This window comes from Streptococcus oralis (genome assembly GCF_003943395.1).
Lineage (GTDB): Bacteria > Bacillota > Bacilli > Lactobacillales > Streptococcaceae > Streptococcus > Streptococcus oralis_BF.
On record NZ_RJPJ01000002.1, the window covers coordinates 121,397 to 134,933 of the forward strand.

The following is a 13,537-nucleotide window of genomic DNA, read 5'->3' on the forward strand; positions in this document are numbered from 1 at the left end:
CTTTAGTCAATTCCGATTTCATCTTTAACAACAGCAGCAATCGTATCTACATAGTAATTGACTTCTTCTGTTGTAGGGGCTTCTGCCATGACGCGCAAAAGGGGTTCTGTTCCACTTGGGCGGACAAGGATACGGCCGTTCCCTGCCATTTCTTCTTCCATCTTTTCGATGATTGTCTTGATGGCTGGTACTTCCATGGCTTTTTCTTTCATGGCATTTTCCACTCGGATATTGACCAGTTTTTGTGGGTAAATCGTCACTTCTGATGCTAGTTGAGACAAGCTCTTGCCTGTTTCTTTCATGATTTTAGTCAATTGGACAGCTGATAATTGACCATCACCAGTTGTATTGTAATCCATCAAGATAACGTGACCAGACTGTTCACCACCAAGATTGTAGCCTGATTTTCTCATTTCTTCAACGACATAGCGGTCACCAACAGCAGTCACTGCCTTGTTAATGCCAGCACTTTCCAAGGCCTTATGGAAGCCAAGATTAGACATAACCGTTGTCACAATGGTGTTTTGAGCCAACTGGCCTTTTTCAGAAAGATATTTCCCGATGATGTACATGATTTTATCACCATCGACGATATCACCATTTTCATCAACGGCAATCAAACGGTCACTGTCTCCGTCAAAGGCCAAACCAATAGCTGACTGGCTTTCTTTAACAACTTCTTGAAGAGCTTCTGGGTGTGTTGAACCCACATTCAAGTTGATATTAAGACCATCTGGTGTCTCACCGATAACTGTCAACTGAGCTCCAAGATCAGCGAAAATCTGACGGGCACTTGTAGACGCTGCACCGTTTGCTGTGTCCAAGGCCACTTTCATTCCCTCAAGAGGAGCTCCAGTTGAAACAAGGTAGCCTTCATACTTACGCAAGCCTTCTGGGTAATCCACCAAAGTTCCCAAGCCTTCTGCACTTGGACGAGGAAGAGTATCTTCAGCAGCATCTAGCAAGGCTTCGATTTCTGCTTCTTTGTCGTCATCAAGTTTGAAGCCATCCCCACCAAAGAATTTAATTCCATTATCAAGGGCTGGGTTGTGGCTAGCGGAAATCATGACACCTGCACTGGCTCCCTCAGTTTTGACCAAATAAGCTACTGCTGGTGTCGCAAGGACACCGAGTTTGTAGACATGAATCCCTACAGAGAGAAGACCTGCCACCAAGGCAGATTCTAGCATTTCTCCTGAGATACGTGTATCACGTCCTACAAAAACTTTAGGGGCTTCCGTTTCGTGTTGGCTAAGGACATAACCACCAAAACGTCCCAGTTTAAAGGCCAATTCTGGTGTCAGTTCTACGTTTGCTTCTCCACGGACTCCATCAGTCCCAAAATATTTACCCATTTTATTTATCATCCTTTTCTATTATTTATTATTGTTTAGACGAATCTGATTTCGTTTCTGAACTCGTTGAAGACGAACTGCCCTCTGAGGAACTTGTTGACGAGTTACTCGAACTAGATGCTGCTGTTTTTGTTGTAATTTTCATAGTCGTGTCAAATGGCATAATGACGCTTGGCAAGACATTTCCATTTTTATCAACTGCTTGTAGAGGAACAGAAGCCGAGTAGTTACCTGTTATCCGTTCACTTGTCGGCAAGATGGCAATGACACGATCTACTCTAGAGAGAGTTTCCTCGTCACTAATAACTGTTACTTTTTCATCTGACACAGTAACTGTATCGATTTTCACGCGAGAATCAATCTGACTAGGATCAATCTCTGGCACAACGATTACATTGTCTCGTTTTGCTTTTTTACCGACCTTCACTGTTATCTTTTGCGGTGTTGCAACAGCGGTCAAACCACTTGGTAGATTTTCTATGTTTAGAGGAACTTCTATTGTTCCAACACTGGCATTGGTTAAGTCAGCTGTCACCTTGAATTTGCGCGTACTTTCCTGCATTTCGCTTGCCAAAGCAACTCGATTGGAACCTGTCAAGAAAACCGTTACTTCTGACGTAAAGCCACTAATAAAGTACTGATCACTGTCATAGTGGATATCAATTGGTACATTGAGTACCGTATTGGTATAGGTTTCCGTCCGCACCTGTCTGGCACTATTATTATTCTGATAGTTTGTAGAAGTCGCATAGATAAAGAGGATGCAGGCGAAAAAGAAGGAAGAAATAATATAAAGACTATTTTTTCTCATGTTTCAATCCTCCTAGCAAGCGCTCTTTCAAACCATGTTTTTCCTCTGATGTTGGAAGTAAGATTCTTCTCAATTCAGATTCAAACTCTTCCAAGGTCAAATCGTGCTTAAAGACTCCATTATAGGTAATTGAGATTCCACCTGTTTCCTCCGAAACCACAAAGGTAAGAGCATCTGACACTTCCGACAAACCAATCGCCGCCCTATGCCGTGTTCCAAACTCTTTGGAAATCTCTGTATTTTCAGTTAGTGGCAAGTAGGCTGAAGTAACAGCAATCCGATCTTCTCGGATAATGACCGCTCCATCGTGCAAGGGAGTGTTAGGAATAAAAATATTGATGAGCAATTCAGCTGAAATCTTGGCATCTAGGGGAATACCCGTCGAGATGTATTCCTGCAAGGTTCTCACTCGCTGAACAGCTACCAGAGCACCAATTTTACGCGGGCTCATGTATTCGACTGATTTGACAAAGGCACGAATCATCTGCTCTTCTGCACTAATCGGAGCATTGGCAAAGAAATCCGTTGCCCGACCCAGCCGTTCCAAACCTGTCCGAATCTCTGGTGAAAAGATGACCACCGCTGCAATGACCCCGTAGGTGATGATTTGATTGATCAACCAAGAAATGGTCGTTAAACCAATCATATTGGACAGAATTTGAGCTAGAATGAAGACCAAAACTCCCCGCACCAAGATCATGATTTTAGTACCTGCAATGGCCTTTGTAAAATGATACAAAATATAAGTCACAATCAGAATATCAATCAGATTGATGACGATACTCCAAGGGCTTGAAAACAAACTCGTCCAGTATTGCAAGTTGGAAAATTGCTGAAAATTCATCCCTGGTTCCCTCCTTATCAAAACACGTTCCGTTCTATTATACCATTTTCTAACAATTTTTTCCCTATCCCACTTCATTTTAATTTGATTAAAAATATGATAAAATAAACTGACTAGAAAAAACGAAGGAGAAATCATGTCTCAACTCTATGATATTACCATTGTAGGTGGTGGTCCTGTCGGGCTCTTTGCCGCCTTTTACGCCCACCTACGCCAAGCCAAAGTCCAAATCATCGACTCCCTTCCCCAGCTCGGTGGTCAACCAGCCATCCTCTACCCTGAGAAGCAAATCCTTGATGTGCCAGGCTTCCCAAACTTAACTGGAGAAGAGTTGACCAATCGCTTGATTGAGCAGCTAAACGGATTTGAAACACCTGTTCACCTCAACGAAACCGTTCTTGAAATTGAGAAACAAGATCAAGGATTTACCATCTCAACGAACAAGGGAAACCACCTGACTAAAACAGTCATCATTGCTATGGGTGGTGGCGCCTTTAAACCACGACCACTCGAATTAGAAGGTGTTGAGAATTATGAAAACATCCACTACCACGTTTCCAACATTCAACAATACGCAGGTAAGAAAGTAACTATTCTCGGTGGTGGGGACTCAGCAGTGGACTGGGCTCTGGCTTTTGAAAAAATTGCGCCAACTACCCTTGTTCACCGTCGAGATAACTTCCGCGCCTTGGAACATAGTGTGCAAGCCCTGCAAGAATCATCTGTAACCATCAAAACACCGTTCATTCCTAGCCAACTCCTCGGAGATGGAAAAACACTCGACAAATTAGAAATCACCAAAGTCAAATCAGATGAAACCGAAACTATCGAAGTAGACCACCTCTTTGTCAACTATGGTTTCAAATCATCTGTTGGCAATCTTAAAAATTGGGGGCTGGACCTCAACCGTTACAAGATTATCGTCAACAGCAAGCAAGAATCCAGCCAAGCAGGTATCTATGCTATCGGGGACTGCTGTTACTATGAAGGTAAGATTGATTTGATCGCTACAGGACTGGGTGAAGCTCCAACAGCTGTTAACAATGCCATTAACTACATTGACCCAGAACAAAAAGTGCAACCCAAACACTCGACCAGTTTATAAGAAAAAACCACGAATCAACTGATTCGTGGTTTTATAATTCATCTGCTATTTTATTGATCTTTCTAAGTCTGTGGTTAACGCCACTTTTGGTTAGGGGATTGCTCAGGTTATCTGCCAACTGCTGGATAGAGTAGTCTGGGTGCTGGATTCGCAAGCGAGCCACCTCCTGCAAATCCACTGGTAAATTTTCCAAGCCCATTCTATCTTTGATTTTACTGATATTGTTGATGGTTTTCATGCTGGCCGACACCGTCCGAGCGATATTGGCTGTTTCAGCATTATTGGCCCGATTGAGATCGTTACGGGTTTCACGCAAGATCTTGATGCGTTCAAAGTTGTCACGCGCCTGCATAGCACCAATCACGATCAAGAAATCCATGATGTCTTCTGCCCGCTGGAGATAGGTAACTGCACCTTTCTTGCGCTCAATAACCTTTGCATCCAGCAAAAACTGCTGGAGGAGAGAGCCCAGTCCTTGGGCATGGTCCAGATAAACGGAACTGATCTCCAATTGGTACTTGCCAGACTCCGGATCACGGATACTGCCATTTGCCAGAAAGGCTCCACATAGGTAGGCACGACCAGCTTCTTCATCTGCTAAAATATCCGGATCGATGCCTGTCTCCAAACCAAAGAAGGAATCCGCAAGTCGCAAATCAGCCAAAAGTTCCTGCACCCTCTCATCGGTATAGACCGTATAGACACGATTCTTACGAAGATTGCTTCTCTGATGGTGACGAATCTCTGACTTGATATCATAGAAATGGAGAAAGGATTCATAAAGGTGACGAGCCAACTTGGCATTTTCAGTCACGACAGACAGGGTCAGCCCCGAAATCGAGAGACCAATACTGCCAGACATCTTGATAATGGCCGATAGTTCATGACGGCTGAGATGGTGTTGACCAAGAATTTCCTCTTTTACTGCAACTGTAAAACTCATTTTCTCACCTGTATGATGCGCATCAATTCATCCACAATCAAATCGCCATCATGGAAGGCACCTCCATTTTCCAAACGAAGGAAGTTGGATGAAATCACACGAGGAACCTGCTTGCAAAGACCAGCAAAGTCATGCTCTACCTGAACCAAATACTCATCAAAACGGTTGGTATCCATGTATTCTCTAGGAACCTTTTCGATATTGACCAAGACCGTATCAATAAAAGGCCGACCTAGATGTCTATGGAGGACTTCCACGTGGTCACTGTCTGAAAAGTGCTCTGTTTCCCCACGCTGGGTCATGATATTGCAGACATAGGCTATCTCTGCCTTAGTCTCCAAGAGTGCTTGCCCAATCTCCTCAATGACAATATTGGGCAAAATCGATGTAAAGAGGGAACCAGGCCCCAAGACAATCATGTCACTCTCGAGAATGGTATTGACTACTCGACGGCTGGCTTGCGGTGTTTCATCATCCAAGGTATTGGTCACATAGACATGGTCGATCATACCTGGATGATCTGCGATATGGCTCTCACCTGCCACCTCAGAACCGTCTTTAAAGACTGCATGCAGTGTCAAAGGCTGATCGCTTGATGGGTAAATTTTTCCTGTTGTGTGAAAGAACTTACTGAGTAATTGCATGGCATTATAGGTAGAACCTTGCATTTCAGAGAGCCCTGCTATGATGATATTCCCTAGAGGATGACCCGCAAAAGCACCAGCCTCTTCTGAGAAACGGTACTGAAAAACCTTCTCATAAAACTTAGGCATATCCGACATGGCTACCAGAACATTGCGAAGATCACCTGGCGGTGTCAGCTGTTGGATATTCTTTCTTAGTTCACCAGAAGAGCCACCATCATCGGCGACTGTTACGATGGCTGCGATGTCAACATCCTTTTCGCGTAAGCTTTTCAAAATGACGGGGATACCTGTTCCTCCACCAATCACCGTTATCTTTGGCTTTCTCATGAACGGTTTACCGTTTCCTTTCTTCTGTCTTTGTCACGATGGCTTTCATTGACAGACCAGTTTTTAGCAAGGTCCTCAGCTATGCGCTTAGCAAAGGCTACACTACGGTGCTGTCCACCTGTACATCCGACTGCAATGGTTAAAACGGACTTGCCTTCTTTTTTGTAACTTGGCAAAATGGGTTCAATCAAGGCGAGTAAGTGCTGATAGAAATTTTCAGACTCTTCATGATTCATCACATAGTCATAAACTGCTTGATCCTCACCTGTCTGATTACGGAGCTCAGGGAGGTAGTATGGGTTTGGCAAGAAACGGACATCAAAAACCAAGTCTGCATCAATAGGGATACCATACTTGAATCCAAAAGACATGACTTCGATACGGAAAGACTGGGCTTGTTCCTGGTCTGAAAATTGCTCAGCAATGGTTTTACGCAGTTCACGCGGAGTGAGTTCTGTCGTATCCACCACATTTTGACTCATGTTTTTCAAAGGTGCTAAGAGTTCACGTTCCAGCTTGATGCCATCTAAAATCCGACCATCTGCAGCTAGAGGGTGACTTCGTCTAGTTTCCTTATAGCGTGCCACCAATTCCTTATCTGCTGCGTCTAAAAAGAGGATTTTGAAATCCAAATCATCTTGGTTTTCCAATTCATCCAAAACGGCCTGAATCTCTGAAAAGAAGGAACGGCTCCGCATGTCCACAACCAAGGCCAGTTTGTGGTCATCATCCTTGGTCTCTACCAACTGCAAAAACTTTGGCAAGAGGGCTGGCGGCATATTGTCAATAGTGAAATATCCCAAATCCTCGAAGGACTGAATGGCTACCGTTTTCCCTGCGCCACTCATCCCTGTCACAATCACCAGGTGAAGTTGTTTCTTAGTCATTTATCTCTCCTTATATCAAAAAAAGTTTGGCAGAGCCAAACTTCAACTAGCTTATCCAATCTCTGCGATCACTTCAATTTCGACTTTTACATCACGAGGAAGACGTGCAACCTCCACAGCTGAACGAGCTGGAAATTCCTCTTTAAAGGCAGTTTGGTAAACCTCGTTAAAAGGAACAAAGTCATTCATATCGCTCAAGAAGCAAGTTGTTTTGACAACATGGTCAAAGTCTGTTCCTGCTTCTGCCAAAATAGCACCGATATTTTTCAAGACTTGTTCTGTCTGTTCTTGAATAGTCTCCCCTACAATTTCTCCAGTTTCAGGTGAAAGAGGAACTTGACCGCTAGCAAACAAAAGGTTGCCAACGATTTTTCCTTGAACATAAGGTCCGATTGCTTTTGGAGCTTTGTCTGTATGAATTGTTTTTGCCATTTCTTTCTCTCACAATTTTTCTAATATTGCATCCCAAGCCTGATCCATCCCTGCCTTGCTGACAGATGAAAAAAGGATGAAGTCGTCACTTGGGTCAAAGTTTAATTTCTTTTTGATTTCTGATTCGTGCTTGTTCCACTTACCACGAGGAATCTTGTCCGCCTTAGTCGCAACGATGATAACTGGAATCTCATAATACTTGAGAAATTCGTACATCTGCACATCATCTGCTGACGGGTCATGACGGAGATCCACTAGACTAACCACTGCACGGAGATTTTCCCGAGTCGTTAGGTACTCCTCAATCATGCGCCCCCACTTTTCACGTTCCTTTTTGGAAACGCGGGCATAACCATAACCTGGTACATCCACAAAGCGCATCTTGTCATCAATGTTGAAAAAGTTGAGTAACTGGGTCTTCCCAGGTTTTCCTGATGTACGAGCAAGATTTTTGCGGTTCAACATGGTGTTGATAAAGCTAGACTTGCCGACATTTGAACGCCCTGCAAGGGCAATCTCTGGCAGTTCATCCTGCGGATAGTGGGACTTATTAGCCGCACTGAGCAAGATTTCAGCATTGTGTGTATTAAGTTCCATAATCACCTCTAGGCTGTTTCTAGGATGGGTTTTTCCGTTCCATCGACAGCTTCTTTCGTGATGCGAACCAATTTCACATTTTCCTGACTCGGTACTTCAAACATAACATCTAGCATTGTCTCTTCGATGATAGAACGAAGACCACGCGCCCCTGTCTTGCGTTCGATAGCCTTATTGGCGATTTCTTGAAGGGCTTCATCGTCAAATTCCAACTCAACGTCATCATAGGAAAGCAAGGTTTGGTATTGTTTGACCAAGGCATTTCTTGGCTCTTTCAAGATGCGAACCAAGTCATCTACTGTCAATTGCTCAAGGGCTGCAAAGACAGGCAAGCGTCCAATCAACTCTGGAATAATACCGAATTTTTGAATGTCTTCTGCGATGATTTCTTGCATGTAGGAGCTGTTTTCGTCAATCGCCTTGTTATTTTGGCCAAAACCGATAACTTTTTCTCCCAGACGTTGTTTAACGATTTCTTCGATGCCATCAAAAGCACCACCTACGATAAAGAGGATATTCTTGGTATCCACCTGAATCATCTCTTGTTGTGGATGTTTGCGTCCTCCTTGAGGTGGCACGCTAGCGACAGTTCCCTCGATAATCTTGAGAAGAGCTTGTTGCACTCCTTCACCCGAAACGTCACGTGTGATAGACACATTCTCGCTCTTCTTGGCAATTTTGTCAATTTCATCTACGTAGATAATCCCACGTTCTGCACGTTCGATGTTAAAGTCAGCAGCCTGCAAGAGTTTGAGGAGGATATTTTCCACGTCCTCACCCACATACCCAGCCTCAGTCAGAGCTGTCGCATCTGCGATAGCAAAAGGCACATTCAAACTCTTAGCCAAGGTCTGGGCCAAGAAGGTTTTCCCAGAACCAGTTGGGCCAATCATCAAGATGTTTGACTTCTGCAAATCCACATCTTCAGACTCTTCACGCGTATCGTGGAAATTGATGCGTTTATAGTGATTGTATACAGCCACTGCCAAGGCACGTTTGGCACGATCCTGACCAATCACATAGTGATTTAAGATATTGAGGAGTTCGATTGGTTTTGGTACTTCAGACAAATCTGCCAAGACTTCCTCGGCCAACTCCTCCCGAATGATTTCCTGTGCCAACTCCACACATTCATTACAGATAAAGGCGTTGTTCCCAGCGATTATTTTCTTTACTTCTTCTTGGCTCTTGCCACAAAATGAGCAATAAACCATCATATCATTTTTCCTATTTGTAGGCATGATTTCCTTCCGTTCTATATTTTCATTCTATCTAAAATAAGGTCATATAAAAAGCATGGACACTGTTTACTAGATTGGTAAAAGCATTCAACCAGAGTAAGGCAGACAGTCCATAGCGCTTCTTACGAAAAGCCTGTGCTCCAGTCAAAATACAGATTACACACAAAAAAGCTGTAAAAAATCCAAATATACTGCGCTCCATTAGACTTCCTTTCTATCTCGGTATTCGATGGTAAAATCATAGTCGTTTTTCTCATCTCGGGTATAAGATTTGCTTGCGACTGTCTCAAAACGAGACAAGTCAAACTCCTCAGGGAAATAGGTATCTCCCTCGACCTGAGCATGAATCTGCGTCACGATGATTTCATCTAAATAGGGCTCAAAAGCCTGAAAAATCTGTTTCCCACCAATGATATAGAGATTTTTTTCCTGACTCTGATACCAAGCTAAAACAGACTTCACATCTTGAAACACTAGCGCACCATCCACTACTTCGTCACTGTTTCGTGTCAAAATCAAGGTTTGGCGCTTAGGAAGCAGACGGCGCCCCATTCCATCAAAAGTCACTCGTCCCATCAAGATGGCGTGGTTCAAAGTTGTTTCCTTAAAATGTTGTAATTCTGCTGGCAAATGCCAAGGAAGACGGTCTTCTTTACCAATCACACCTTTTTCATCTTGGGCCCAAATGGCTACGATTTTCTTTGTCATGCTTCCATCCTTTTTATTGATACTACTATTTTATCAAAAAACTCCCAAAAAGACTGTTTTCAAATGCTCCCAAAAGAGAGAAAAGAAGCAGGCTAGCCTTAGCCTGCTTCACCTGTCCCTAGGACATGCGTTTTTTTGCTTCTGATTCAATTTTTTCGACTACTTCTTGGATACTTAATCCAGTTGTGTCAAGGTAAACTGCATCCTCTGCTTGTTTGAGAGGCGAGGTTTCGCGATGACTATCTTTGTAATCACGTGCCGCGATCTCTTCTTTCAGAGTTTCCAGGTCTGTCTCAATACCTTTAGCAATATTTTCCTTGTAACGTCGTTCTGCTCTTTCTTCAACAGAGGCTACTAGGAAAATCTTGAGTTCAGCTTGTGGTAATACAACTGTCCCAATATCCCGTCCGTCCATCACAATACCACCTTGCTGAGCAATCTCTTGTTGGAGAGAAACCAGTTTCTCACGTACTTCAGGAATAGCAGCGATGCTTGAAACCTTGTTGGTCACTTCATTTTCACGAATCGGATGAGTAATATCCACATCCCCTACAAAAACAAGTTGCTCACCTGTTTCTGAACGTCCAAAACTAATGGGGTGTTGGTTAAGAAGCTCAAGAAGTTGATCTACATTTCCTGCATTCAACTGGTGTTTGAGCGCTATATAAGTCGCAGCACGGTACATAGCACCCGTATCGAGATAAGTGTATCCAAAATCCTTAGCGATAATCTTTGCGACCGTACTCTTACCACTCGAAGCTGGACCATCGATAGCAATTTGAATTGTCTTCATGACCTGCTCCTATCTTGTTTTAATCACATCACCTGGGTTAGCAAACCAAGAGCCAGATGACATATGAGAAGGATTCAAAGCTTCCAACTGGGCAATAGAAATTCCTGCACGTTGAGCAAGAGCGGCTTCACCCTCTCCTGGCTGAACAGTAAGTGTTCCTTCCCCATCTGTGTGTTCTTCAGAACTACTTTCTGAAGGAGTTGATTCTTTCGTTTCTTGAGCTTTACTAGTAGAGGAAGAAGACTCTTCCACTTTAGAGGTTGACGATGGAGCTGAAGAATCATAAAAATCCTTCAAAGCTGCCGTGCGGTTACTTCCTCCAGTAGAAAGGTAAATCAATACGACAACCATCGCTACAACGATTACAAAGAAGAGGCTAGCTAGAATGGTCAAGACACGATTGGCAACAACACCTTTTCCTTTTTGTTTACGGCGGCGACGATCTGTTCTTGATTCTTCCTCATTGTTTTCATAAATATCTTCTTGCCACGGTTCTTTTTCCATACCTTACTCCTTGTATTTTTTAAACTTTCTTATTACAATATAAATATGAAACTCACACTTATACCTGAACGGTGCATCGCCTGCGGGCTTTGCCAGACCTACTCTGAACTCTTTGATTACCATGATAATGGGATCGTTCGCTTTTATGATGATCCTGATGAACTGCAAAGAGAAATCGCTGAGACCAGCGATGTTCTGGAGGCTATCAAACAGTGCCCTACACGTGCACTTCTCAAAGATCCATCATAGTTTAAAAGGGAGATTGATTTTGTTGATTCTTTTTGTCACTTTAATCCCTTCATCTACTAGTTTAGCATATTTCTAGGTAAAATTATAGTCTTTTCTGGTTATTTTTCCCTTCAAAAATAGAAAGATCACTTTTTTCTTTGACGAGATAGAGTGGTCTTTTTTTGGTTTCCATATAAATCTTACTGATATATTTTCCCAAAATCCCAATGGTCAGGAGTTGAATCCCTCCAAGAAAGAGAATGACAGCCATCAGAGAGGTCCAGCCAGATGTCGGATTCCCCAAGATAAGGGTTCGAAACACCACAAAAACAGTCATCATAAAAGAAACAAAACAAGATAGGAGTCCAGCTACAAAGGCTATACTCAAGGGAAAATCTGAAAAGTTGAGAATCCCTTCAATCGAGTAGAAAAAGAGCTGTCTAAAACTCCAACTGGTCTTGCCAGCCTGTCTTTCGACATTTGGATAGTCTAGGTAGTATGTTCGAAAACCGACCCAGGCAAAGAGGCCCTTAGAAAAACGATTGGACTCGGTCAAGCTTAAAATGGCATCCACCACAGACCTTCTCATCATCCGAAAATCACGAACACCTGATGGCAGGGCTACTGGGCTGATTTTTTGCATGAGGCGGTAAAAGATGTCAGCGCAGAAACTGCGAAAGAAGGGTTCTCCCTCCCGACTAGTTCTCCGTGTCCCAACACAGTCCAAGTCTGCATTTTGGTCTAGTAAGGCTTTCATCTCAAGTAGCATACTAGGAGGATCCTGAAGGTCTGCATCCATCACGACCACCAAGTCTCCAGTTGCATGCTGCAAGCCTGCATACAGAGCTGCTTCTTTCCCAAAATTTCTCGAGAAAGAAATATAATGTACCGCAGGATTTTGCACCCGATAGGCCTTCAAAAGCTCCAAAGTGCCATCGCTTGAACCATCATCCACAAAGACATACTCGATCTCTGCCCCCAATTCTGGAAGGAGTGCTTCAACAGACTGATAAAAAAGAGGAAGTACTTCCTCTTCGTTTAGACATGGGACAATGATTGAAATCATCATCTTAGTCTTCAAATCCATTTGGATGCTTGCTTTGCCAACGCCATGCGTCTTCACACATTTGAGTAATATCGAGTTCTGCTTCCCATCCAAGTTCGGCTTTGGCTTTTGCTGGGTCTGAGTAGCAGGCAGCGATATCACCTGGGCGACGTTCTACGATGCGGTAAGGAATAGGACGTCCCACCGCTTTTTCCATGTTTTGGATAATTTCAAGAACAGAATATCCTTTACCTGTTCCAAGGTTATAAATATTAAGACCTGAACCTTTTTGGAGTTTTTTAAGAGCTGCAACGTGACCTTTGGCTAGGTCTACGACGTGGATATAATCACGAACCCCGGTTCCATCTTCTGTATCGTAATCATCTCCGAAAACTTGTACTTGCTCTAGTTTGCCCACTGCTACTTGTGAAACATATGGTAAGAGATTGTTTGGAATGCCGTTAGGATTTTCTCCCAAGTCACCACTCTCATGTGCTCCGATTGGATTAAAGTAACGAAGCAAGACCACATTCCATTCTGTGTCTGCCTTGTAGATATCGGTCAGAATTTCCTCTAGCATGAGCTTGGTACGGCCATACGGGTTGGTCACTGAAAGTGGGAAATCTTCTAAGATTGGAACTGTATGAGGGTCTCCATAAACTGTCGCAGAAGAACTGAAGATGATGTTCTTACAGTTATTTTCTTCCATAGCTTTCAAAAGGCTAACAGTTCCTGCGATATTGTTGTCATAGTAGGCAAGAGGGATGCGTGTTGATTCGCCAACAGCCTTCAGACCAGCAAAGTGAATGACACCAGTCGGTTCTTCCTGCTTAAAAATATCTCTGAGGGTATCTGTATCACGGATATCTGCCTCATAGAAAGGCACCTCAACTCCTGTGATTCTTTCAACAACTTCTAAACTTTTACGGTTGCTGTTGACAAGATTATCCACCACAACAACCTGATGACCTGCTTGGATCAACTCAATAACAGTGTGAGTTCCGATAAAACCAGCACCACCCGTTACCAAAATCTTTTCTTGCATCTTTTTTCCTCGATTCTCGGATTAT

The 13,537-nt window shown here is 43.3% G+C and carries 16 protein-coding genes; 2 read left to right on the plus strand and 14 right to left on the minus strand.

The window, feature by feature from the left end; genetic code table 11:
* Positions 1–2: 2 nt before the first annotated feature.
* From glmM to cdaA, 3 genes are read right to left on the minus strand one after another with little or no spacing between them, the layout of a single operon-like run.
* Positions 3–1,355, minus strand: coding sequence for a phosphoglucosamine mutase (gene glmM / locus D8802_RS01980; RefSeq protein ID WP_125394593.1), 1,353 nt, complete (start codon positions 1,353–1,355; stop codon positions 3–5).
* Between the two features lie 28 nt (positions 1,356–1,383).
* The gene (locus D8802_RS01985; RefSeq protein ID WP_125394594.1) at positions 1,384–2,166 is read right to left on the minus strand and encodes a CdaR family protein; all 783 of its coding nucleotides are present in this window, start codon (positions 2,164–2,166) and stop codon (positions 1,384–1,386) included.
* On the minus strand, positions 2,153–3,010 hold the full coding sequence (gene cdaA / locus D8802_RS01990) for a diadenylate cyclase CdaA (RefSeq protein WP_125394595.1): 858 nt from the start codon (positions 3,008–3,010) through the stop codon (positions 2,153–2,155). The genes D8802_RS01985 and cdaA overlap by 14 nt, the downstream gene beginning before the upstream one ends.
* Positions 3,011–3,146: 136 nt before the next feature.
* Here cdaA and D8802_RS02000 point away from each other — a divergent pair, with 136 nt between their 5' ends.
* Entirely contained in the window at positions 3,147–4,115 is a 969-nt protein-coding gene (locus D8802_RS02000; protein WP_125394596.1) for an NAD(P)/FAD-dependent oxidoreductase, read from the plus strand.
* 31 nt (positions 4,116–4,146) lie between these two features.
* On the opposite strand, the gene whiA is transcribed toward D8802_RS02000, so the two are convergent.
* From whiA to D8802_RS02050, 9 genes are all read right to left on the minus strand, one after another.
* The gene (gene whiA / locus D8802_RS02005) at positions 4,147–5,058 is read right to left on the minus strand and encodes a DNA-binding protein WhiA (protein WP_125394597.1); all 912 of its coding nucleotides are present in this window, start codon (positions 5,056–5,058) and stop codon (positions 4,147–4,149) included.
* Positions 5,055–6,032 carry a YvcK family protein gene (locus D8802_RS02010; protein WP_001231058.1) on the minus strand — a complete coding sequence of 326 codons (978 nt, stop codon included), beginning with the start codon at positions 6,030–6,032 and terminating at the stop codon, positions 5,055–5,057. The genes whiA and D8802_RS02010 overlap by 4 nt, the downstream gene beginning before the upstream one ends.
* The gene (gene rapZ / locus D8802_RS02015; protein WP_125394598.1) at positions 6,029–6,919 is read right to left on the minus strand and encodes an RNase adapter RapZ; all 891 of its coding nucleotides are present in this window, start codon (positions 6,917–6,919) and stop codon (positions 6,029–6,031) included. The genes D8802_RS02010 and rapZ overlap by 4 nt, the downstream gene beginning before the upstream one ends.
* Positions 6,920–6,970: 51 nt before the next feature.
* Positions 6,971–7,351 carry a RidA family protein gene (locus tag D8802_RS02020; protein ID WP_001140420.1) on the minus strand — a complete coding sequence of 127 codons (381 nt, stop codon included), beginning with the start codon at positions 7,349–7,351 and terminating at the stop codon, positions 6,971–6,973.
* Between the two features lie 9 nt (positions 7,352–7,360).
* On the minus strand, positions 7,361–7,948 hold the full coding sequence (yihA, locus tag D8802_RS02025) for a ribosome biogenesis GTP-binding protein YihA/YsxC (RefSeq protein ID WP_125394599.1): 588 nt from the start codon (positions 7,946–7,948) through the stop codon (positions 7,361–7,363).
* Positions 7,949–7,956: 8 nt separating this feature from the next.
* On the minus strand, positions 7,957–9,189 hold the full coding sequence (clpX, locus tag D8802_RS02030; protein ID WP_002874765.1) for an ATP-dependent Clp protease ATP-binding subunit ClpX: 1,233 nt from the start codon (positions 9,187–9,189) through the stop codon (positions 7,957–7,959).
* 201 nt (positions 9,190–9,390) lie between these two features.
* Positions 9,391–9,897 (minus strand): dihydrofolate reductase, encoded by a 507-nt coding sequence (locus D8802_RS02040; protein ID WP_125394600.1) that lies wholly within the window; start codon positions 9,895–9,897, stop codon positions 9,391–9,393.
* 118 nt (positions 9,898–10,015) lie between these two features.
* Entirely contained in the window at positions 10,016–10,690 is a 675-nt protein-coding gene (gene cmk, locus D8802_RS02045) for a (d)CMP kinase (RefSeq protein WP_061454465.1), read from the minus strand.
* 9 nt (positions 10,691–10,699) lie between these two features.
* The gene (locus D8802_RS02050; RefSeq protein ID WP_125394601.1) at positions 10,700–11,194 is read right to left on the minus strand and encodes an SAG1386/EF1546 family surface-associated protein; all 495 of its coding nucleotides are present in this window, start codon (positions 11,192–11,194) and stop codon (positions 10,700–10,702) included.
* A gap of 45 nt (positions 11,195–11,239) precedes the next feature.
* Here D8802_RS02050 and D8802_RS02055 point away from each other — a divergent pair, with 45 nt between their 5' ends.
* Positions 11,240–11,443 (plus strand): ferredoxin, encoded by a 204-nt coding sequence (locus D8802_RS02055; protein WP_080566872.1) that lies wholly within the window; start codon positions 11,240–11,242, stop codon positions 11,441–11,443.
* A gap of 82 nt (positions 11,444–11,525) precedes the next feature.
* Here the strand turns inward: D8802_RS02055 and D8802_RS02060 are convergent, their stop codons facing one another.
* A complete protein-coding gene (locus D8802_RS02060) occupies positions 11,526–12,509 on the minus strand; it encodes a glycosyltransferase family 2 protein (protein ID WP_185758177.1) in 984 nt (327 codons plus the stop codon).
* Entirely contained in the window at positions 12,493–13,512 is a 1,020-nt protein-coding gene (galE, locus tag D8802_RS02065) for a UDP-glucose 4-epimerase GalE (protein WP_125394604.1), read from the minus strand. The genes D8802_RS02060 and galE overlap by 17 nt, the downstream gene beginning before the upstream one ends.
* Between the last annotated feature and the right edge of the window lie 25 nt (positions 13,513–13,537).

Excerpts from the sequence above, each read along its gene's own strand:
- glmM (WP_125394593.1), bottom strand. The coding sequence starts at position 1,355 with ATGGGTAAATATTTTGGGACTGATGGAGTCCGTGGAGAAGCAAACGTA.
- D8802_RS01985 (WP_125394594.1), bottom strand. The coding sequence starts at position 2,166 with ATGAGAAAAAATAGTCTTTATATTATTTCTTCCTTCTTTTTCGCCTGC.
- cdaA (WP_125394595.1), bottom strand. The coding sequence starts at position 3,010 with ATGAATTTTCAGCAATTTTCCAACTTGCAATACTGGACGAGTTTGTTT.
- D8802_RS02000 (WP_125394596.1), top strand. The coding sequence starts at position 3,147 with ATGTCTCAACTCTATGATATTACCATTGTAGGTGGTGGTCCTGTCGGG.
- whiA (WP_125394597.1), bottom strand. The coding sequence starts at position 5,058 with ATGAGTTTTACAGTTGCAGTAAAAGAGGAAATTCTTGGTCAACACCAT.
- D8802_RS02010 (WP_001231058.1), bottom strand. The coding sequence starts at position 6,032 with ATGAGAAAGCCAAAGATAACGGTGATTGGTGGAGGAACAGGTATCCCC.
- rapZ (WP_125394598.1), bottom strand. The coding sequence starts at position 6,919 with ATGACTAAGAAACAACTTCACCTGGTGATTGTGACAGGGATGAGTGGC.
- D8802_RS02020 (WP_001140420.1), bottom strand. The coding sequence starts at position 7,351 with ATGGCAAAAACAATTCATACAGACAAAGCTCCAAAAGCAATCGGACCT.
- yihA (WP_125394599.1), bottom strand. The coding sequence starts at position 7,948 with ATGGAACTTAATACACACAATGCTGAAATCTTGCTCAGTGCGGCTAAT.
- clpX (WP_002874765.1), bottom strand. The coding sequence starts at position 9,189 with ATGCCTACAAATAGGAAAAATGATATGATGGTTTATTGCTCATTTTGT.
- D8802_RS02040 (WP_125394600.1), bottom strand. The coding sequence starts at position 9,897 with ATGACAAAGAAAATCGTAGCCATTTGGGCCCAAGATGAAAAAGGTGTG.
- cmk (WP_061454465.1), bottom strand. The coding sequence starts at position 10,690 with ATGAAGACAATTCAAATTGCTATCGATGGTCCAGCTTCGAGTGGTAAG.
- D8802_RS02050 (WP_125394601.1), bottom strand. The coding sequence starts at position 11,194 with ATGGAAAAAGAACCGTGGCAAGAAGATATTTATGAAAACAATGAGGAA.
- D8802_RS02055 (WP_080566872.1), top strand. The coding sequence starts at position 11,240 with ATGAAACTCACACTTATACCTGAACGGTGCATCGCCTGCGGGCTTTGC.
- D8802_RS02060 (WP_185758177.1), bottom strand. The coding sequence starts at position 12,509 with ATGGATTTGAAGACTAAGATGATGATTTCAATCATTGTCCCATGTCTA.
- galE (WP_125394604.1), bottom strand. The coding sequence starts at position 13,512 with ATGCAAGAAAAGATTTTGGTAACGGGTGGTGCTGGTTTTATCGGAACT.